Annotated in this window: 17 protein-coding genes; 8 read left to right on the top strand and 9 right to left on the bottom strand. The window is 56.2% G+C overall.

Going from position 1 to position 18,657, the window contains the following annotated elements; genetic code table 11:
• Positions 1–21: 21 nt before the first annotated feature.
• Together ACFOOP_RS16135 and ACFOOP_RS16130 are read right to left on the bottom strand one after the other, a co-directional pair.
• The gene (locus tag ACFOOP_RS16135) at positions 22–2,511 is read right to left on the bottom strand and encodes a TonB-dependent receptor (protein ID WP_379882162.1); all 2,490 of its coding nucleotides are present in this window, start codon (positions 2,509–2,511) and stop codon (positions 22–24) included.
• A 434-nt stretch (positions 2,512–2,945) separates the two neighbouring features.
• Positions 2,946–4,067, bottom strand: a complete 1,122-nt coding sequence (locus tag ACFOOP_RS16130) for a helix-turn-helix domain-containing protein (protein WP_379882161.1) — start codon at positions 4,065–4,067, stop codon at positions 2,946–2,948.
• Between the two features lie 363 nt (positions 4,068–4,430).
• On the opposite strand from ACFOOP_RS16130, the gene ACFOOP_RS16125 reads away from it, so the two are divergent.
• Genes ACFOOP_RS16125 through ACFOOP_RS16105 form a run of 5 tightly spaced genes read left to right on the top strand, consistent with a single transcriptional unit; the run spans position 4,431 to position 8,567 of the window.
• A complete protein-coding gene (locus ACFOOP_RS16125) occupies positions 4,431–5,270 on the top strand; it encodes a p-hydroxycinnamoyl CoA hydratase/lyase (protein ID WP_379882160.1) in 840 nt (279 codons plus the stop codon).
• 16 nt (positions 5,271–5,286) lie between these two features.
• Positions 5,287–6,015, top strand: coding sequence for an alpha/beta fold hydrolase (locus ACFOOP_RS16120; protein ID WP_379882159.1), 729 nt, complete (start codon positions 5,287–5,289; stop codon positions 6,013–6,015).
• A 58-nt stretch (positions 6,016–6,073) separates the two neighbouring features.
• Positions 6,074–6,550, top strand: coding sequence for a MarR family winged helix-turn-helix transcriptional regulator (locus ACFOOP_RS16115; RefSeq protein ID WP_379882158.1), 477 nt, complete (start codon positions 6,074–6,076; stop codon positions 6,548–6,550).
• Between the two features lie 31 nt (positions 6,551–6,581).
• A complete protein-coding gene (locus ACFOOP_RS16110; RefSeq protein WP_379882157.1) occupies positions 6,582–7,901 on the top strand; it encodes an MFS transporter in 1,320 nt (439 codons plus the stop codon).
• Positions 7,902–7,913: 12 nt separating this feature from the next.
• Positions 7,914–8,567 carry a glutathione binding-like protein gene (locus tag ACFOOP_RS16105; protein ID WP_379882156.1) on the top strand — a complete coding sequence of 218 codons (654 nt, stop codon included), beginning with the start codon at positions 7,914–7,916 and terminating at the stop codon, positions 8,565–8,567.
• Between the two features lie 32 nt (positions 8,568–8,599).
• Here the strand turns inward: ACFOOP_RS16105 and ACFOOP_RS16100 are convergent, their stop codons facing one another.
• Complete coding sequence (locus tag ACFOOP_RS16100) at positions 8,600–9,088, bottom strand: Saro_0803 family transcriptional regulator (RefSeq protein ID WP_379882155.1); 489 nt, start codon at positions 9,086–9,088, stop codon at positions 8,600–8,602.
• 60 nt (positions 9,089–9,148) lie between these two features.
• Between ACFOOP_RS16100 and ACFOOP_RS16095 the strand changes: the two genes are divergently transcribed.
• Positions 9,149–10,615 (top strand): lignostilbene-alpha,beta-dioxygenase, encoded by a 1,467-nt coding sequence (locus tag ACFOOP_RS16095; RefSeq protein ID WP_379882154.1) that lies wholly within the window; start codon positions 9,149–9,151, stop codon positions 10,613–10,615.
• A gap of 5 nt (positions 10,616–10,620) precedes the next feature.
• A complete protein-coding gene (locus ACFOOP_RS16090; RefSeq protein ID WP_379882153.1) occupies positions 10,621–11,079 on the top strand; it encodes a DUF3237 domain-containing protein in 459 nt (152 codons plus the stop codon).
• Between the two features lie 20 nt (positions 11,080–11,099).
• Here ACFOOP_RS16090 and ACFOOP_RS16085 read toward each other — a convergent pair whose 3' ends face one another.
• Genes ACFOOP_RS16085 through ACFOOP_RS16070 form a run of 4 tightly spaced genes read right to left on the bottom strand, consistent with a single transcriptional unit; the run spans position 11,100 to position 15,968 of the window.
• Positions 11,100–12,734 (bottom strand): MFS transporter, encoded by a 1,635-nt coding sequence (locus ACFOOP_RS16085; protein ID WP_379882152.1) that lies wholly within the window; start codon positions 12,732–12,734, stop codon positions 11,100–11,102.
• A gap of 22 nt (positions 12,735–12,756) precedes the next feature.
• Positions 12,757–13,809, bottom strand: coding sequence for an amidohydrolase family protein (locus tag ACFOOP_RS16080; RefSeq protein ID WP_379882151.1), 1,053 nt, complete (start codon positions 13,807–13,809; stop codon positions 12,757–12,759).
• A gap of 3 nt (positions 13,810–13,812) precedes the next feature.
• The gene (locus ACFOOP_RS16075; protein ID WP_379882150.1) at positions 13,813–15,243 is read right to left on the bottom strand and encodes an NAD-dependent succinate-semialdehyde dehydrogenase; all 1,431 of its coding nucleotides are present in this window, start codon (positions 15,241–15,243) and stop codon (positions 13,813–13,815) included.
• 2 nt (positions 15,244–15,245) lie between these two features.
• Positions 15,246–15,968, bottom strand: a complete 723-nt coding sequence (locus ACFOOP_RS16070; RefSeq protein WP_379882149.1) for a nuclear transport factor 2 family protein — start codon at positions 15,966–15,968, stop codon at positions 15,246–15,248.
• 197 nt (positions 15,969–16,165) lie between these two features.
• Between ACFOOP_RS16070 and ACFOOP_RS16065 the strand changes: the two genes are divergently transcribed.
• Complete coding sequence (locus ACFOOP_RS16065; RefSeq protein ID WP_379882148.1) at positions 16,166–17,056, top strand: SDR family NAD(P)-dependent oxidoreductase; 891 nt, start codon at positions 16,166–16,168, stop codon at positions 17,054–17,056.
• Positions 17,057–17,070: 14 nt separating this feature from the next.
• On the opposite strand, the gene ACFOOP_RS16060 is transcribed toward ACFOOP_RS16065, so the two are convergent.
• Complete coding sequence (locus ACFOOP_RS16060) at positions 17,071–17,853, bottom strand: glutathione S-transferase family protein (RefSeq protein ID WP_379882147.1); 783 nt, start codon at positions 17,851–17,853, stop codon at positions 17,071–17,073.
• Positions 17,853–18,629, bottom strand: a complete 777-nt coding sequence (locus ACFOOP_RS16055; RefSeq protein WP_379882146.1) for a glutathione S-transferase family protein — start codon at positions 18,627–18,629, stop codon at positions 17,853–17,855. The genes ACFOOP_RS16060 and ACFOOP_RS16055 overlap by 1 nt, the downstream gene beginning before the upstream one ends.
• Between the last annotated feature and the right edge of the window lie 28 nt (positions 18,630–18,657).

Here is an 18,657-nt window from a genome sequence, read left to right as displayed (position 1 = left end):
CCAAGGGCGTTCATGGGAAGGTTAGAAATTCACGCCCAATCGCGCGTACCATTCGGCCGGACGGCTATAGGTGCCGTAAATCTGGCCGCCGGCGATCTGCGCCTGACCAGTGGTCAGATAGCGCTCGTCGGTAATGTTTGTGCCGCCGACTGTTATGTTCCAGCGACCGTTCGGCTCCTGATAAGAGGCGCTGAGATTGAGAATGTCCGTGGAAGGACGCTCAAGCAGGAATGTCCGCTCTGTGTCGTTCCACATGGACGAGGTATGGGTGTAGTCCGCAAGCAGGACCACCGTTGCGCCATTGCCCGGATCGAATTCAAAACGCGGGCTGACATTGAATTTGAAGTCTGGCGTTTTCGGCAGGTCGGCGCCGGGGAAGATGCCGCCTTGAAGCGGGTTCGCCGCCACCTGGGCAGGCCCGAGAACGTCAATATATTCGGCGTCGATCAGACCGACCGAAGCGTTGACCGAGAAGCCGTTCCCCGGAGCGAAGACAGTCTCCACTTCGAGGCCCTTGATGCGTGCGTCACCGGCGTTCTGCACGGTCGGCGAAACACCCTGCTGGAAGTTCAGCTGGATGCCTTCATATTTGGTCGTGAAGGCCGCGATGTTCAACAGAACGCGATTGTCGAAGAGCGTCGACTTGTAGCCGACTTCCCAGCTTGTCGCGTTTTCCTCGTCGAAGTCCGGCGCGGTCGGCAGCGGGTTCGACAGACGTGTCGTCCAGCCGCCGGTGCGGTAGCCTTCGGAGTAGCTGCCATAGACCATGATGCCGTCGGCCGGTTTCACCTGCACGCTGACTTTCGGAGAGAAGTTGTTGAAGCTCTTCTCCTGAATGCCGGCGATATAATAGCGCAGCGGGTCGCCGGGCACAGGGAAGCCCTGCGCAATCCGGCACGCTTCAGAGATCGTCGGCACAAGCACTGCGCAATCGGGATCGCCGAATTGCTGGGCGATTTTATAGTTGAGGCCGTTGCGGTCAGATTGCGCGCCCTCAAACTGTTTCTTTTCGTGGGTGTAGCGGCCGCCCACGGAAAGCCCGAGCCAGTCCGTGACATTGAAGTCGATCTGACCGAAACCGGCATAGTTCTTCGTCTTCAGATAGTTCGGACCGTCCACCTGCAACAGGCCTTCAGCGAAGGTGACGAAGTCGTGCAGATCGCCTTCTTCAACGAAATAGTAGCCGCCGAAGACGTAATTGATGCGATCGTCAAGCGCCGAGCCCGTCAACTGCACTTCCTGACTGAACTGCCACTGATCGGTGGTGAAGCTCGTATGCAGGAAGTTGAGGGGGGAGCCGTCGAGATCCATGCCCACATCCCAGTCGAGATGACGATAGGCGGAGATGAATTTCAGCGTGGCGTTTTCCGTGACATCAAAGTCAAGCGACAGGTGAACGCCATAATTTTCAAGGCGCGCAACATTGTTGCCGGTGGCGTAGGTTGTGTCGATGTCGTCGGTGACGAAACGGTCATCATAGGGCAGGCGATCATTATAGGGATCGGCGTCCACATTGACCCCGAAAATCGCTGGATTGTCAGCCACCCAGTTAAGACCGCCAATGCCGCCGGCATAGGCGATCGGCGGTGGGCCGCCGCCACAGGACATGTCGCCAGCGGGCGGCTGTATGCCTTCAATCGCGCAGTTATAGGTGCCGGCGAACACCAGCCCGTTGGTGGCGATGACTTTGTTCGCGAGCTGGCTTTGCTTGGAATAGGAATAATCGCCCGAAAGGGTCGCCCGGAACGGTCCGCCATCATCATAGAGCAGTTTTACGCGGGCGTTCTTGGCGTCTGTGCCGCCCTCATAGTCGCCTTCATTGCCGTAAATCGCAGCGCGCATCGACTGGATCGGCTCGACATTATAATTTTCGAAGCCTGGATAAGGCATGCGTTTCACATAGCCGCGGCGGTCTTTCAGGGAGAAGCTGACCGACGATTTCAGGCTGTCCGACAGTGGAATGTCGACGGTGCCGCGCACCTGCAGCAATTCGAAGCTGCCTGTGGTGACGTCGCCGGTGAAGGAGAACTCATCGCCCGGCGTATGGGTGACGATGGAGATCGCGCCGCCGATTGTGTTCCGGCCAAAGAGCGTTCCCTGAGGGCCTTTCAAAACCTCGATGCGTTCAACGTCGAGAAGGTCCTGGTTCGCGCCGATGGAGCGGGCGAGATAAACGCCGTCAAGATAAACGCCGACGCCCGGATCGATATTGAAGGCGAAGTCGTTGGCGCCAATGCCGCGGATATAAGCGGAAATAACTGCTGGATCGCCGGAAAAGGGCGTGCCGGCGTCCAGCGATACGTTTGGCGTGATGTTGGCGAGACCGGCGACGCTGGTGACCGCCCGCTCCTGAAGAGACTGTCCGTCAAAAGCGGAGACGGCGATAGGAACGTCCTGAACGTTTTCTTCGCGCTTTTGCGCTGTAACCGTAATCGTATCGACCTGAGCCTGCGCGACGCCGGTCAGGGCGGCCGCTATGGCTCCGATACTTGCAGTCAGTTTGTATTTCATCTTGTTCTTCCTCCCGGCATACATTGCCTTGTACCCGCCGGTCCGGCGGGGATCTCATTTTGGTTTCAAAGCAACAGCGGCGGAGTCCCGGCTTTTTTCGCTCTCTCCGCATCGCTATTCACGATGGGAAGAAAGAGGCCGCATGCTTTTTGTCAGGAGATGCTGATGGCGCAGTTGTTCAGGCGCATTTACGCACGAGTAACCGTCACGCATTTTGGCGCAGGCGAAACAACCTTACGTACAGACACATACTCCCTCCCATCTCCGCCTTGTTATTATTATATGACGGAGTTGAGTCTTTCAGTTGCTCTGACCGTCGCCTTATTTGAATGCGGCGTCTTGAACTAATGCGAAAGCAGGGCGGAGATTTGCGCAATCAACACCATTGTTGTGGTCTTGCCACAGATACGCCGATTGACTGCGGCAGTCTGCGTTTAGTGTGCAGCGCGGTATGCCGTCGGCGCAGCGCCGTATTTCTGCTTGAAACAGCGTGTGAAGTAGCTGCAGTCGTTAAACCCGGACTCGTAAGCGATGCTGGTGATGCTTAAATGCGGCGCTGCAACAAGACGGTCCGCTGCATGGGCCAGTCTTTTATTGAGGATGTATGCCGACGGGGTTTCGCCAATAGTTGCAAACGCGTTCTGCACCGTACGAATGGAGACGCCAAGTTCAGCGGCAAGGTCAGAAGGACGGAAATCCGGATCGCAGATGCGCGCCTTGATGATTGCGGTCAGGCGATTGATCAAAAGCGCATCGTTCTCGACGCTGACATTACGATCGGCCATCGCCATGGTTAGGAGGTTATAAAACACATCCGTAATGCCTTTGACCCGGGCGGGTTCGGCATGGCTCTGGTCGCCCTGACGCCATAACGATAAGACAAAGTCATGCAGAAGGCGGCTTGTGGGCGTCTCTCCACCGATCTTGTGGGACAGGACTTCTTCCAGGTCTGGCATGCGTTCTGCGACGGCGGCTCGCGGCATCTCTACAACCAGCATAACATTGTCGCTGGACAGCTCGACGCGGTAATCTTCATTGCTGTCCGTGAGGATCGCATCGCCCGCGCGCAGATGATAAATTTTGTTCGCCTGAGAATGGAGGCAACTGCCCGCATGCTGGAAATGCAGCATGACGCGGTCGCCGCCCGTCCGGGCGATGCGCGCATTGCGTTGCACAATGGCGTTCGGCGACCTCGGACGAATCATCGTGATGTCGCCCATCGTCCAGCGCCACATTTCAGCGTCGAAATTTTCGCGCTCGGAATCGATGCTGAGCCCGCAGAAGGTTTCGCTGGCTATGCGATTCCAGAAATCCAGCCGTTCAAGCTGTGTGACTTCATTCGTGGCGAAATGTTCGATCTGAAGCGCCATGGTTCCGCGGTCCACTTCGTAGCCACCACCGCCAGTCGGACTGGGCGTCGGTATGACAGGTTTATATTTGTGCAGTTTATCATAAAGGATTTTCTGACTTTTTTCACTGACCGATCTCACGAGGATTTTCGGCTGAGTTAATTCGGCGCTTTCAAAAAGGCATGATTTATCGCGGCCGCGCGCCATATTTTGCCAAGCCCCCTGAAATGCCGCACCGCACAATTTATCCTCATCTTTCAGGAGGGAAGATTCCACGATTGGGTCGCTATTGGCGCCGGAATGGAAAATCCTCAAAGCGGCATTCATGCGAGGTTCACTTGTGATTTTGGGCCGGTTCTATCCTGGCCGGGGCTCGTCCCGGCATGGACCCGCCTCATTTCACAAATAAACGCTTTTTTACGCGCCAATCGCGGGCTCTGGGCATTGAAAAATTACGGGAGAAGATAGTAATGACGTATAACTATCAGCGCCCGGCGTAAAAACCGGCCGCAGGGCGATTTGGCTTAATATGGAGTCCGATTAGCGGGCTTGAGAAATTTGGGAACTGACATGGCGGAAGAACGCAAAGAAGAAGACACAGTATCTTACGAGATTATCAACCGCATTGCGTGGGTGAAGTTCAACCGTCCTGAAAAGCGTAATTGCATGAGCCCCAAGCTCAATCGCCAGATGTTGCGCGTTCTCGAAGAGCTGGAGTTCGACGACAATGTAGGTGTTCTCATCCTGACGGGTGAGGGCACCGCCTGGTCGGCCGGGATGGATCTGAAAGAATATTTTCGCGAGACCGAAGCGCTCGGACTTAAAGGCACAAGAGCGGCGCAACGCGAAGCCTATGCCTGGTGGAAACGCTTGCGCTGGTTTCAAAAACCAACCATCGCCATGGTCAATGGCTGGTGCTTTGGCGGCGGGTATGGTCCGCTTTACGCTTGCGACCTCGCTTATGCGGCGGAAGATGCACAGTTCGGTCTGTCCGAAGTCAATTGGGGCATTCTACCAGGCGGCGGCGCAACAAAAGTGGCGTTTGAGTTAATGCCTTTCCGTAAGGCGATGTATCACGCCATGTTGGGTGAAAATCTTGACGGCAAGGGTGCGGCGGAAGCCGGCCTGGTGAATGAAGCTCTGCCTGCGGATAAGCTGAAAGCGCGCGTCACAGAGATTGCGGAAAAGCTGCTCGAGAAAAATCCCTGGACATTGAAAGCGACAAAAGACGCCATGCGCCGTGTCGGCGAGATGACCTATGAAAATGCCGAAGATTATCTCATTCGCGCGCAGGAAGCGTTGAATTTCTTTGATGGTGAAGCGCGCAAGGAGGGCATGCGCCAGTTCCTTGACGACAAGACCTATAAGCCGGGGCTTGGCACATACGACCTCAGCAAACAGAAGAAATAGCGCGGGACGCGTCGCGATGAGCGCTGTAAAGCCTACGCTGTTATTATTGCCGGGCCTGTTGTGTGACGAGACAGTCTGGCGGTCGCAGGTCGATTGCTTCTCTCGGATCGCCGATGTTCAGGTTCCTCATTATGGCGATGAGGACAGCATTGCGGGCATGGCGAAAATCGCACTGAGCCATGCGCCGGATCGGTTTTCTTTGGCCGGCCATTCTATGGGCGCACGCGTCGCGCTCGAAGTGTTGCGCATGGCGCCGGAGAAGGTCGAACGGATCGCTATTCTTGACACGGGTATTCATAGCGTAAAACCGGAAGAGCATGACAAGCGTATGCGCCTCGTTAAACTCGCTGAGGAGCAGGGGATGGGCGCCCTGTGCGAGGCGTGGCTACCGCCTATGGTGCATCCGGATTTGCGAGACAATAAGGACTTTATGAAGCCGCTCTGCGAGATGGTCGAGCTTTCGACGCCTGCGCGTTTCGCGGCTCAGATCCACGCGCTGTTAAACCGGCCTGATACGGGACCGGCTTTGGCCGCCATCAACTGCCCGGTTCTGATCGGCGTTGGCCGGCAGGATGAGTGGAGCCCAATTGATCAGCATGAAGATATTCATGCGCGGCTGGGTGGCCGTGGAAAGCTGGTGATTTTTGAGGACGCCGGTCACATGGCGCCCTACGAAGCGCCGGAGTCGGTTAATGCTGCGCTTGAGGAGTGGTTTTCAGTGCCGGTTGAGGCAAGCCGTCATTGAGGGAATTGGTTGAATATGCTAATTCTGAACGGCGGAATGTGAGCCGGGGGATGGCGTCATGTCAGTGACGAGCATAGCGGACAAACCCGTTCTACAATTTCTCGATGACCGGTCTCCGAATGTTCGGACCGAATTTTTGAACAGCCTTGCCGGATACCGCCTGAGGCAAATTTCAAACGCCTTCATGTCGGACTTCGCGGCCGCTATGGTTGGAACCGGCATGCGCCCGGTGCAAATCTCCATTCTGTCTGTGGTCGAGGAGAATCCAGGCATCCGTCAAGGAGAAATCGGCCGGGCGCTTGGCGTCGCCCGCGCCAACATGGCCCCCTTGATGGCGGAGCTGGAGGGGGCGAAGCTGCTGGAGCGCATTACGGATGAGGCGGACCGCCGTGCGGTTTCGGTGTCACTTACGAAAGAGGGCCAGGCAATGCTCAAAAATTGCAAGGCTCGGATTACCGCCCATGAGCGCCGCGCCATGGACAGGCTGACCGAAAGCGAGCGCAAAACATTGCTGCGCCTGCTGAACAAGATATAACTAGAAAAAGCCTGACAGGGATGGAGCCAAAATGAGTTCAAAAGACCCCCGCGAGATCCTCGCGCAAGCGCCCATGGGGACGTTTCAGATTATTGCCGTGGGCATGTGCGTTTTGCTAAACGCGCTGGACGGGTTTGATGTTCTTTCCATCAGCTTCGCCGCGCCGGGTATCGCCACTGAATGGGGTGTTGATCGGGCGGCGCTCGGGATTGTCCTGTCCATGGAGCTGATCGGCATGGCGGTCGGTTCCGTCGTCATTGGAAACATCGCCGACATCATTGGCCGACGTCCGACTATTCTGACTTGCCTCGTAGTGATGGCGGTCGGGATGGGGCTGGCTGCGACGGCGAATGGTATCGAAATTCTTTCCGCGTATCGTTTCGCCACGGGTCTTGGCATTGGCGGCGTTCTCGCCGCCACCAACGCCATGGTCGCCGAATACTCGAATGCAAAGCGCAAGAGTTTATCGGTAACGACCATGGCGGCCGGCTATCCCATTGGCGCTATTATTGGCGGCACGATCGCCTCAATGTTGCTGGCGCATTATGACTGGCGCGCGGTGTTTATTTTTGGCGCCGTGATGACGACAATCTTCATTCCGCTGATCTGGTATTTTCTACCTGAATCGATCGAGTTCCTCGCGCAAAAACGTGCACCCGGCGCGCTTGAAAAAATCAATTCAACCCTGAAACGCATGGGCCATGAGACGGTCAGCGAAATGCCGCCTGTTAAGGAGGCGCCGAAGAAAATCGGCGTGGGCCGTCTTTTCGGAGCGGACCTTGCGCGTACGACAACGATCCTCACCTTCGCTTATTTCGCACATATCATGACATTCTATTTCTACCTGAAATGGATTCCAAAGATTGTCGTTGATCTTGGTTTTGAGCCATCGCTTGCCGGCAGCGTTCTCGTCTGGGCGAATGTCGGCGGCGCCAGCGGCGCCATTCTACTCGGGCTTCTTGCCATGAAGTTCGGGATCAGGGCGCTGGTTATCGGCGCCATGCTCTTTGGCGGCGCGATGGTCACGCTATTTGGCCAGGCGCCAGCAGACCTTGCAAAGCTTTCGATAATCGCCTGCGTGGCGGGCTTCTTCACCAACGCCGCCATTGTCGGCCTGTACGCTATTTTCGCACATGCCTTTCCAACGGAAGTGCGCGCTGGCGGCACCGGCTTCGTCATTGGCGTCGGCCGCGGCGGCGCGGCGCTGGGGCCGATTATCGCCGGCTTCCTGTTCAAGAGCGGTTATGGGCTGGAAATAGTCGCGGTCATTATGGCTGCCGGCTCTATTTGTGCGGCGCTCGCCCTTGTCTTTTTGGGCCGGGCCAGAGAGCAGGCGGCGCAGACCGCCTGAGGCTGATTTCAGATGACGATCGACTTGCATATGTGGCCGACAGGAAACGGCTACAAAGTCCTCATCATGCTGGAGGAGTGCGGCCTGGATTACGACATCAAATGGGTAAACATTTTCCAGGGCGATCAATTCAAGGAAGAGTTCCTGAAGATTTCGCCGAACAACAAGATGCCGGCCATTGTCGATCATAACGTCAGCGAAGGCGAGCCTATTTCCGTTTTTGAATCCGGCGCAATCCTCCAATATATCGGACGTAAAACCGGTAAGTTTTATCCTGCGGAGGATCGCGCCCGTGCCGAGACTGAGCAGTGGCTGTTCTGGCAAGTCGGGGGACTTGGGCCCATGGCGGGTCAGGCGCATCACTTTGTGCATTATGCGGAGACTAAAATTCCTTATGCTGTCGAGCGCTTTTCGAAGGAAACCAACCGGCTTTACGGCGTGATGAACAAGCGTCTTTCCGGCAGGGATTTTCTTGCGGGCGACTACTCCATAGCCGATATGGCGGCGTTCCCCTGGGTGCGCCGTTACGCATGGCAAGGCGTCGATATTGAAGACTACGCCAATGTCAAAGCCTGGTATGACCGCATCGAATTTCGGCCCGCCGTTCAGCGCGCTTTAGCGATCGGGGCTGAAAAAAAGCCGCCGGTCGAGAATGCAAAGCATTGACAACGTCGGGAGCGATTAAAGCAACATGCGCTTTAATCGTGAATGCGCCTCAGCAAATCAATTAGTGTACGGACTTCCTGTTTCGTAAAGCTGCGCTTGAGCCACTCTTCATGTTCGAGAACGGCCCTTTTGGCGTCGATCAGAATTTTGTGGCCGGTCGGCGTCAGCTTCAGGGTTTGTTTGCGTCCGTCGCTTGCTGATTGTCCGCGGCGTAGGAGGCGGCGTCCTTCAAGCCGGTTGATGATCGCCATCACGGTGGCGCGGTCCATGCGCAAACGCTTGGCGAGATCGGTCTGCGCGATGCCCGGGTGATCGTCCACCAGCCACAGCACCGACACCTGTTTTTGTGTCATGTCGAGATCGGCGAACGTGTCCATGAAATGCCGGTAGACCGCTGTATAGGCGAGCCTGATGTGAAAGCCGACAATGTCGTCAATTTCACCAATGTCATCCAGGTCGGCGTCTTGATGCTGATCAATTCCGGACTGCGTTTTTTTCTTATTCTGATTGCGTTTTGTCACGCCTTTTGTCCCTTGGCTCCCTTGGGCCTACCATATACAATTCTGGCAAAGGAGGAAGCCATGGTTCATTTCCCGGAAACAATGAGTTTCACGGGCTTCAATACTCCCTCGCGGATTGAGGCCGATATATACGATCTCGACATCGAGGGGGAAGTCCCAAAGGAAATGCACGGGGCTTTTTATCGGGTTCAGCCTGATCCCCAGTTTCCGCCGCTTCTCGGCGATGATATCGCCTTTAACGGCGACGGCATGATTACGCAGTTTCGCTTCGAGAATGGCAAGATCAGCTTCCGTCAGCGCTGGGCGAAAACGGATAAATGGAAGCTTGAAAACAAGGCTGACAAAGCTCTTTTCGGCGCCTACCGGAACCCGCTTTTTGACGATCCATCCGTGAAAGGAAAGATTCGCGGCACAGCCAACACCAATGCGTGGATATATGGCGGCAAGCTTTACGCGCTTAAGGAAGATTCTCCGGCGCTGGTGATGGATCCGGTGACGCTGGAAACCGAAGGCTACACCAAATTCGACGGTATGACGGGGCAGACCTTTACGGCGCACCCCAAGATCGATCCAAACACAGGCAATATGGCGGCCTTCGGCTATGCGTCGAAGGGCATTTTGACGCTGGACATGACCTATTACGAGATCGGACCGGATGGAAAACTTCTTTATGAAGTCTGGTTCGAAAATCCCTATTACGCGATGATGCATGATTTTGCGATTACGGAAGATTACGCGCTGTTCCATGTGGTGCCATCGACATCGAACTGGGAGCGTCTTGAAAAGGGCATGCCCCATTTTGGCTTCGACACGACGATGCCGGTCTATTTCGGCGTTCTGCCGCGGCGCAAAGGCGCGACTAAAGATGACATCCGCTGGTTTAAAACCGATAATTGCTTCGCCAGTCACGTCATGAACGCCTATCAGGATGGCGACCGAATTCATTTCGATACGCCTCAGGCGAAGAACAACATGTTCCCGTTCTTTCCGGATGTGCACGGCGCTCCGTTTAACCCTATGGAAGCGTCGAGCTATCTGACCCGCTGGACGGTGAATATGGCGTCGAACTCAGAAGATTTTGAAAGCCAGACGCGCCTGACAGATATGTTCGGTGAGTTTCCGCGCATTGACGATCGTTTTACGGGCAAAAAATACCGCCATGGCTGGATGCTGGTCGTGGACATGGAGCAGCCTTGCGAGCTTCAGGGCGGCAGCGCTGGCGGTTTCCTCATGAACACGCTCGGCAAGGTCGATCATGAAACAGGCGAAGAGCAGAAATGGTGGTGCGGGCCGGTCTCGACGCTACAGGAGCCTTGCTTTATTCCGCGCTCCAAGGATGCGCCGGAAGGCGATGGCTGGATTGTGATGGTCTGTAATCGCCTTGAAGAGCACCGCAGCGATTTGCTGGTCTTCGATGCGCTTGAGATCGCCAAAGGGCCGATTGCGACCGCAAAGATTCCTGTGCGCCTGCGCTTTGGTCTTCACGGTAATTGGGCTGCGGCCGAAGATATCGGCATGGTGGCCTGATAAACGTGATCAAGCCGGAACTTGAATTTGTTTACGAAGCAGGCGGCGATTTGGGCGAGCCCATCCCGATTGGAGAAACGCCCGACGGAACGCGCCGGATAATTCCAATCTTTTCCGGCCCGGTCGAAGGACCGAAAATCAAAGGCGAGCTTCTCGGTAATGCGGCCGACTGGCAGCTGACCCGTCATGATGGCGTTACAGTCGCTGATGCGATCTATGCCATGCGCACGGATGACGGCGTCGTCATTCAGATTCGCAATCGCGGCCTGCGCCATGGACCTCCTGAAGTCATGAAGAGACTTATGGCTGGAGAAGAGGTGGACCCGGCGGAATACTACTTCCGGACAATCCCTGAATTCATTGCGCCGGTCGGCAAATATGACTGGCTCAACAAATCGGTCTTTGTTTGCGCGGGCGCGCGATACAAGCTTGGCATTAAGCTCTGGGTATGGCGCGTGATCTAGAGGCTTAACGGTTCGCCGGTCTAGACGGCTTCGCCCGCCGCCTTGGCGCGTTCTAGGAGAATGGCTTCGTCTTTCGGCATCCGCCAGATCAGGACCGCGATCAGCACGACGATAATTGGCGCTATCCAGTAAAGTTTCAAAATCGCCTCGCCAAGATTGCCGCCATTGATGTCGCTCATCATGCCGACTGCATAGGGTCCAAGCCCCATGCCCGTGATCGTCATCATCAGGATGTAATAGCTCATCACCATCCCGCGCATGCGGGGCATCACGAGATCAATGAGGGCCGCATAAACCGGCGGCAACCACATGGTCAGCACGAGAGAATAGGCGACAAACCAGGCGTAAAATCCCGCGATCGTCTGTGCGGTGTAAACGCCGATCGCAAGGAAAGGCGATATGGTGAGCGCGACCAGTGTGACATAGAGCCTTCCGCCTTTGAAACGCTGGGTTGTCCAGTCAGAAACAGGACCAGCGATAAGGGGGCCGATAATGCCGAGCGAGGTAATGAGGGCGCCGAATTGCAAACCGATTTCAGCCGGGGTCCGGTTGAAATGCTGGATAGCGTAAACGGCTGTCCAGGACATCACGCCGTAATTGAGCACAGTTTGCAGCGCCGCCAGGGCGATGAGAATGCTCGTGGACGGTTGTTTGACAATGACAGCAAAGGCAGGCTTGTCACGCAGGAACAGCGACTGCATCCAGCAAATAACGATATAGGCGCCGACGCCTGTGATCGCCCATTGCAGGACATTGCCGGTCAGCTCAAGCGAGCCGATCTTCAAGGCGACAGGGTTTACCTCGCGCAGACTGTTCGTCCATCCGGTCAGAAAAACGGCAAGTGCGACGATGGTAATGGCGGCGGCGATATTGATCAGCCAGAGCTTTGCCGGCGCTTTGCGGCGGGCGAACTCCAGCCAGGCGAAGCCGGGGAGAATGCCGAGCAGTGTGTCGAGGCTGGCGCGAAACGGGGCCGGATCAGGTTTCGCAATGACGCCATCTGCGGCTCCTCGCACCGGCTCAGGCAAGCGCAATAAAAGAAAACTTAAAAGGATGCCCGGCGCCGCGGCGACCAGAAACGCCGCTTGCCAGCCCTTCAGGCCCAGAGGGGCGTCGCCATCAGGATACGCGGCGTTCCATCCGTCCGCGACGGTGCCGCCGAGCCACAAGGCGCCGCCAATGCCGAGCGCGACTGCGATGGACATGGCCGCCGTTATCGTGCCGCGCTGTTTCTTCGGGAAAAGATCGGACAGGAGCGACATGCCGGCCGGTTGTGTGCTGGCTTCGCCAATGCCGACGCCCAGGCGCGACAGGGCGAGCATCCCGAAACCATTTGCAAAGCCGGCGATGGCGGTCATCACGGACCAGCCAAAAATAGAAATACTGAGCAATCTAGTGCGGACCCAGCCATCCGCGAGGCGGCCAAGCGGCAGCGAAAAAACAGAGTAAAAAAGGCCGAAGACTGCGCCATACAGAACGCCCATCTCGGCGTCGCCGATATTGAGGTCGGCTTTAATCTGCGGCGCGAGAATGGCGAGGATTTGCCTGTCCACCATGGACATGGCGGTTGTCAGCGTCACGAGAAATAACGCGTACCAGGCGGCGCGGCCGCCAAGCTTCGTCACACCGGCTTGGTTCAGGTCTTTCGCGGCCATGATCTGCGTTTCCTCGTCCCGATTATTTTAGCTTGAACGCTCGTTCGGCATTCGTTTGCATAAGTTTTTTCTTGGTTTCGGGCTTGATGTCGAGAAGGTCGTGGGTGCGCACTTCATCGGCGACAAACTGATATGGATAATCCATCGCATACATGACGCGATCTTCGCCAAGAACAGATTGCGCGAATTTGATCGCCGGCTCCCAGGCCATGCCGCTTGTCGTCACATACACATTGGACTGCATATAATCGGCGATAGTTTTCTTGAGCGGTTTCATGCGTTCATATCGCTGCGACCGCACGCCAGCCTGATGCATATAGTCAAGACGATAAAGCCAATAGGGCAGGGCCTCTCCCATATGGCCGACAATGATCTGCAAGTTCGGATAGCGGTCAAAAATCCCGATCGTGATCAAGCGCAAAAGATGCATGCCGGTTTCAACGCCGAAGCCGAAAATGGCGCCGTCCAAGCCCGCTTCCAGCATGGGACCGATCATCGAATCCGGCGGCGTTTGCGGGTGGATGTAAAGCGGCTGTCCAGTCGCTTCCAGCGCCTTGAAGATCGGATCGCATTTTGGATCGTCGAGATATTCGCCTTGCGTGTGGCTGTTCACCATGACGCCCTTGAACCCCATCTCGGCGCCGCGATGGATTTCGTTGGCGCTCCATTCGGGATCTTGCGGCGCTATGCTGGTCATGCCGACAAAACGCGTCGGATGGCGTGCGACAGCACTTTCAAGATAGTCATTGGCGCGCGTGACCATCGCTTTCGCCTCTTGCGTTGGCAAAGGCTGAACGCCGGGTGAGGTGAGCGACAGGATAGCAATGTCGATCCCGGTTTCATCCATATGCTTCAGGCGCAAATCATCGAGGTCGAGCAGGCACTCCATAATATGTGTCGCCCGTTCCGACGGTGAGGTGGCGTAGAATCCCCAGAGCGAGTCCATGCCCTTGTCCGCTGTCCCATCCTTGACCATGCGCAGATAGGCGTCGATCTGTTCCTGAGTGGCGAACGCTTCTTCGGTTGCGATCCGCAGATAGCCGCGATCGCCGCCGGTCTTTAGCTCATGGGTCATGGATTATCCTTCGTGAACGACTTTAGTGACGAGGCAGGCTTCAACGCCTTCCGGTCCATCTTCAGCCCCATGTCCTGACCATTTGACGCCGCCGAAAGGCGAGTCAGCGCCGCCGATCATGACCGTGTTGACGCCCAGCATCCCGGTCTCGATATCATGGGCGAGACGTTTCTGGCGCGCTGAATCCTGCGTCCAGGCATAAGCGGCAAGACCGTAAGGCAAGCGGTTGGCCTCGGTGATGGCGTCATCTTCCGACTTGAATGAATTACACAAAGCGACCGGACCGAAAGGCTCGGTGTTCATGATCTCGCTGGCTTGTGGAATATCGGAAAGAACAGTTGGCGCGTAATAGAAACCCTGATTGCCGATGCGTTCTCCGCCGGTGTGAAGCTTTGCGCCTTGCGACACCGCATCGCTAATGAGTTTTTCCATGGCGTCGGGGCGGCGCGGATTGGCCATCGGCCCCATTTGCACACCGTCATCAAGGCCGTTGCCTACTTTCAAGGCTTTGGTGCGCTGCGTGTAGCCTGCAACGAAGTCATCATAAATCTCTTCCTGAATCATGAACCGCGTCGGCGATACGCAGACTTGTCCGGCGTTACGGAATTTCTGCGGCACCACCGTGTCGAGCACTTTGTCGAGGTCAATGTCCTTGAAAACGAGCACAGGGCCGTGACCGCCAAGCTCCATCGTAGTGCGCTTCATGTCGTCAGCGGCGAGTTTCGCAAGATGTTTACCGACTACAGTTGAACCGGTGAAGGAGAGCTTGCGGATGATCGGTGAAGCGAGAAGATGACGTGAAACTTCATCCGGGACGCCAAACACGGCTTGCGCCACTTCTTTGGGGAGCCCTGCATCAAGCAGCGCCTGCAATACGGCAAGCGCAGACGCCGGCGTTTCCTCAGCAGACTTCATAATCACGGAACAGCCGGCGGCGATCGGGGCGCCCAGCTTTCGGCCCGGATTTCCTATCGGAAAGTTCCAGGGGGCAAAGGCTGCAACGGGGCCGACTGGCTCCTTCGTAACCGTCGAGCGCATTCCTTGAGGCCGCACCAGCGTACGGCCATAAAGCCGGTAGCACTCCCCGGCATAGAAGTTGAACAGCCCCACATTCATCATCACTTCTATGCGGGCTTCTGGGAAGGGCTTGCCTTCCTCCATGGTTGCAACGCGCGCAATATCGTCGGCCCGCTCCAGCATCAAATGCGCAGCGCCTTGTAAAACAGTCGCGCGTTCTTGCGGTGTGGACTTGCGCCAGATTTTGAAGCCCTTTTCCGCGGTTTCGAGCGCGCGGTCGAGATCGGCCGCATCCGCAAGCGGCAATTCGCCAAGCGTTTCCTCCGTCGCCGGATTGACGACGCGATGGATGCGGCGGCTTTCCTTGTAAATCCGCTCGCCATTGATGATCATGTAAAGTTCGGGATAAGCCGTCATTGCTATTTCGCTTCCTTTTCGCGATCTATATCGCCCTGCCAACGCTCTGGAACAATTTCCTTGCCTGTAACCGGGTGCTTGTTGTGAAACGGCACAACCTTGTGCGTCGGCCACAACCACACATCCTTGTTGATTGCGTCCGGCCCTACGGGGTCCTCCGGATAGGTTGTCGTCAGGAACGGAACATAGTTGGGACGTGTGTGCGCCCACCCGGTTTCATAGTCGGCATGCCATTGGGGCACATAATTCAGAATATGAATGCGCCAGACCCCGTCCACTTTCTTGTAGGTGTTTTCATAGAGGCCGCCTTCCCACCATTGGCGCACGTCGCCATAGGACTCGTGCCGCCCGGCCTGCATGGTGCAGCGGAAGCGGGCGAGGGCGGTGACGCCATCTTCCTGAATGTCGACTACGTCCTGATGTTGGGGGTGGTCGAGCAGGAAGCCATCCACCGGGCCGTTATTGCCATGCACAAACTGCTTTTGAAAACGCTCGATATAAAGCCGCGCTGCGCCCTCTTTACCCTTGAAAATACCTCCGAAGAAATGCACCTCGCAATCATCGGTAAACAGATCAACAACCTCCCGATAGAGACATTTGTCGATAAAATAGCCATATAGATGATGAAGCTTGCGGACTGCCTGCTCATCCTCTGTGCGGGTGATGCGATCGGTCAGCGCGGCGACCTGTTCTTCAAGCTTGGCGATGCGGTCGGCGTCGGTCATTCGTCCTCCGGAGTTATCTGTAGCGGGTGAGCGGTAAATCGTTTCCGCAGGTGAACTCTAGCCGAATGCCGATAGGCAATTCACGCTGATATGGTAGTGATTATAACATCAATCGAGAAGCGCTGCGAGAATATGCTCAACTACTTAAACGCGCGCCGGGACATAGTGAACCCGCCTTTACGGGTATCGGAGGAACAATGAAGGATTTTGCCGGGCGGACCGCCTTTATCACTGGCGGCGCAAATGGCATTGGCCTGGGGCTTGCGCGCGCTTTGCTTGCAGAAGGCGTCAAGGTGGCCATCGCCGATATCCGCCAGAATTCTATTGATGACGCTTTGGATGTCCTTGACAATCAAGAGGCGATAGGCCTTCGCATGGATGTCTCTTCCAGGGAGGAGTTCGCCGAAGCGGCGGATGAGGCTGAACGCCGACTTGGGCCGGTCTCGCTGGTTTTTAATAATGCCGGCATCAATCTTTTCCAGACGATCGATGAGAGCAGCTATGACGACTGGGACTGGGTTCTGGGCGTCAATCTTCATGGCGTTATCAACGGTGTTCAGACCTTTGTTCCGCGGATGAAAGAGCGCGGCAAGGGCGGGCATGTGGTGAATACGGCTTCGATGGCGAGCTTTCTCGCGGGGCCGGTGCCGGGAATCTATAATTGCTCCAAATTTGCAGTTCGCGGCCTGTCGGAATCCCTTCGCTATTCGCTAGCGCCCCATGGGATCGGGGTGTCTGCCTTGTGTCCGGGACTTGTCAAAAGCCATATCTTCGCCAGTGACGATATTCGGCCTGACAAGTTAGGCGCGCGCGGCAAGCCTGTGGACAAGGCGTTCAATGTTCAACTCGCCAAAGTTCATGACTCCGGCATGAACCCTGATGAGGTTGCGGCGAAAACACTGGAAGGAATCCGGGAAGATAAATTCTATATTTTCCCTCACCCGGAATTCAGAGATGAATTGCGAGAGGTCTTTGACGAAATTATCGCCGACTACCCGCGCGGCGAGGCGCCGGTTGAGAGGCTCGCCTTTGAACGGGGCAGGCGCGAGAATTTTCGAAAAGCCCGCGCCGCCGCCAGAGGCAAGTGATCAGCGATATACGATCAGCCCCAGCGATTGATCTCGGGACCGGGCGCCCAGACCTGTTGCGGCGCCGGCGTTTTCGCCAGCGACAGAGCGCGCGAGACTGAAGGGCGGGCCTTGATCCGGTTGAGCCAATCCTCTGTCCGCATTGCGCCCTCGAACGCGGTCGGCTCAATATCGCCCATGCCAGCCAGCCATGCATAGGTTTCAAGGTCGGCGATTGAAAACTCGCCGAGCAGCCAGTCACGTCCATCGCGCAGCTTTGCCTCAACCATTTCAACGGCCGCCTTGATCTTGGCTTTTGAGTCTGAAATCTTTTCGTCGTCGAAATCTCCTTCGCGAATGTCATTCCAGCGGGCTTTCAAATCCTCGCTTTTGATCGGCGCCATCTTTTTTTGGAAAACCGCTTCACTGAGGGATGAAAGCTTATCACTGAGATGGGCTTTCACACCGAGATAGGCGGCGGCAGGCGCGGCGCGCTCAATAATTTGACGGCACCAGGTCATCATCTCCCAACGCGCAAAGGCGTCAGTCGGTGCGATAGGGGAGTTTTCGGCCGTATCGTTAAGGTAACAGGCGAGAAAAACTGAATCCGCCATAGGTTCGCCATCGGCGACCAGCACGGGGCCTTCGCCTTCGATGCTCATCTGTGTTTCGACATTGTGGGGCAGCCCATCGCTGTGGCGCTCAGCCATGGTCAGGTCGATAGGCCGTAATTCTGCGTCGTGCCCCGTTTCAAACAGCGCTGCAAGAACAGTCAGCGAGGGGCCGTTGGGTTCGCCATGATAGAGGACCAAAGCCATTATGAACGCTCCAGGAGTTTTACACGCTTGACCATATCAGTCTTGCCCATGGCCCACGTCTTTTTTGTAGCCGGGCGTTCGTAAACCTTGCGAAGCCACTCAAGGATGTGTGGTGTTTTTTCGTCATTTGCGAGATCCGGCTGGCTCAATGGGAGTGCATAGGTCGAGTTGAAGCCGTTAATGTCGGCAAGGCTGTATTCATCACATGCCAGCCATTCGCGCTGCGATAGCGCATCTTCAAGCATGCGAATGCCAACCGCGACGCGGCGCTGGGATTCCTTCATTTCCTCCTCACCAAAGGCGCCATAGATCGCCTTTCGCCAGGCCACACGCCGTTCAGGCAGGGGAATGCGGTCGATCGCAGCTTCCAGCTCCTTGGGGTCTTTCTTGCGCACCGCCGGCCCTATAAAAACGCTCCAGCCGATCATGGAGAAAGACGGCGCCAGCCACTGATCAATGAATTTCATCCACCACCGAACGCGCCATTGATCCTTGGGATCGTCGGGCATGAGTTTCGGTCCGGGAAAAGCCGCGTCCACATATTCCATAATCGCCGTCGACTCGGTGAGCACACGGTCGCCCATTTCGGGGTGACGATGGGTCATGGCGGGAATGGTGCCCTGGGGGTTGATGGCGAGATAATCGGGCTGATGTTGATCAAAATTGAGAAGGTCGAGATAGTGACTCTCGAATTCAACGCCTTTTTCCATAAGCGCCAGCATGGGCTTGCCCGAATTGGCGTTGGGCTCCCAGTGATAAAGCGTGACATCGCTCATAATGCGTCTCGTAATTGCGGTTGTGCCC

The sequence above is a fragment of the Hyphococcus aureus genome (genome assembly GCF_042643165.1).
Taxonomy (GTDB): Bacteria; Pseudomonadota; Alphaproteobacteria; order Caulobacterales; family Parvularculaceae; genus Hyphococcus; species Hyphococcus aureus.
This window is presented reverse-complemented; position numbering and strand designations above follow the sequence as displayed.

Excerpts from the sequence above, each read along its gene's own strand:
- ACFOOP_RS16135 (WP_379882162.1), bottom strand. The coding sequence starts at position 2,511 with ATGAAATACAAACTGACTGCAAGTATCGGAGCCATAGCGGCCGCCCTG.
- ACFOOP_RS16130 (WP_379882161.1), bottom strand. The coding sequence starts at position 4,067 with ATGGCGCGCGGCCGCGATAAATCATGCCTTTTTGAAAGCGCCGAATTA.
- ACFOOP_RS16125 (WP_379882160.1), top strand. The coding sequence starts at position 4,431 with ATGGCGGAAGAACGCAAAGAAGAAGACACAGTATCTTACGAGATTATC.
- ACFOOP_RS16120 (WP_379882159.1), top strand. The coding sequence starts at position 5,287 with ATGAGCGCTGTAAAGCCTACGCTGTTATTATTGCCGGGCCTGTTGTGT.
- ACFOOP_RS16115 (WP_379882158.1), top strand. The coding sequence starts at position 6,074 with ATGTCAGTGACGAGCATAGCGGACAAACCCGTTCTACAATTTCTCGAT.
- ACFOOP_RS16110 (WP_379882157.1), top strand. The coding sequence starts at position 6,582 with ATGAGTTCAAAAGACCCCCGCGAGATCCTCGCGCAAGCGCCCATGGGG.
- ACFOOP_RS16105 (WP_379882156.1), top strand. The coding sequence starts at position 7,914 with ATGACGATCGACTTGCATATGTGGCCGACAGGAAACGGCTACAAAGTC.
- ACFOOP_RS16095 (WP_379882154.1), top strand. The coding sequence starts at position 9,149 with ATGGTTCATTTCCCGGAAACAATGAGTTTCACGGGCTTCAATACTCCC.
- ACFOOP_RS16085 (WP_379882152.1), bottom strand. The coding sequence starts at position 12,734 with ATGGCCGCGAAAGACCTGAACCAAGCCGGTGTGACGAAGCTTGGCGGC.
- ACFOOP_RS16080 (WP_379882151.1), bottom strand. The coding sequence starts at position 13,809 with ATGACCCATGAGCTAAAGACCGGCGGCGATCGCGGCTATCTGCGGATC.
- ACFOOP_RS16075 (WP_379882150.1), bottom strand. The coding sequence starts at position 15,243 with ATGACGGCTTATCCCGAACTTTACATGATCATCAATGGCGAGCGGATT.
- ACFOOP_RS16070 (WP_379882149.1), bottom strand. The coding sequence starts at position 15,968 with ATGACCGACGCCGACCGCATCGCCAAGCTTGAAGAACAGGTCGCCGCG.
- ACFOOP_RS16065 (WP_379882148.1), top strand. The coding sequence starts at position 16,166 with ATGAAGGATTTTGCCGGGCGGACCGCCTTTATCACTGGCGGCGCAAAT.
- ACFOOP_RS16060 (WP_379882147.1), bottom strand. The coding sequence starts at position 17,853 with ATGGCTTTGGTCCTCTATCATGGCGAACCCAACGGCCCCTCGCTGACT.
- ACFOOP_RS16055 (WP_379882146.1), bottom strand. The coding sequence starts at position 18,629 with ATGAGCGATGTCACGCTTTATCACTGGGAGCCCAACGCCAATTCGGGC.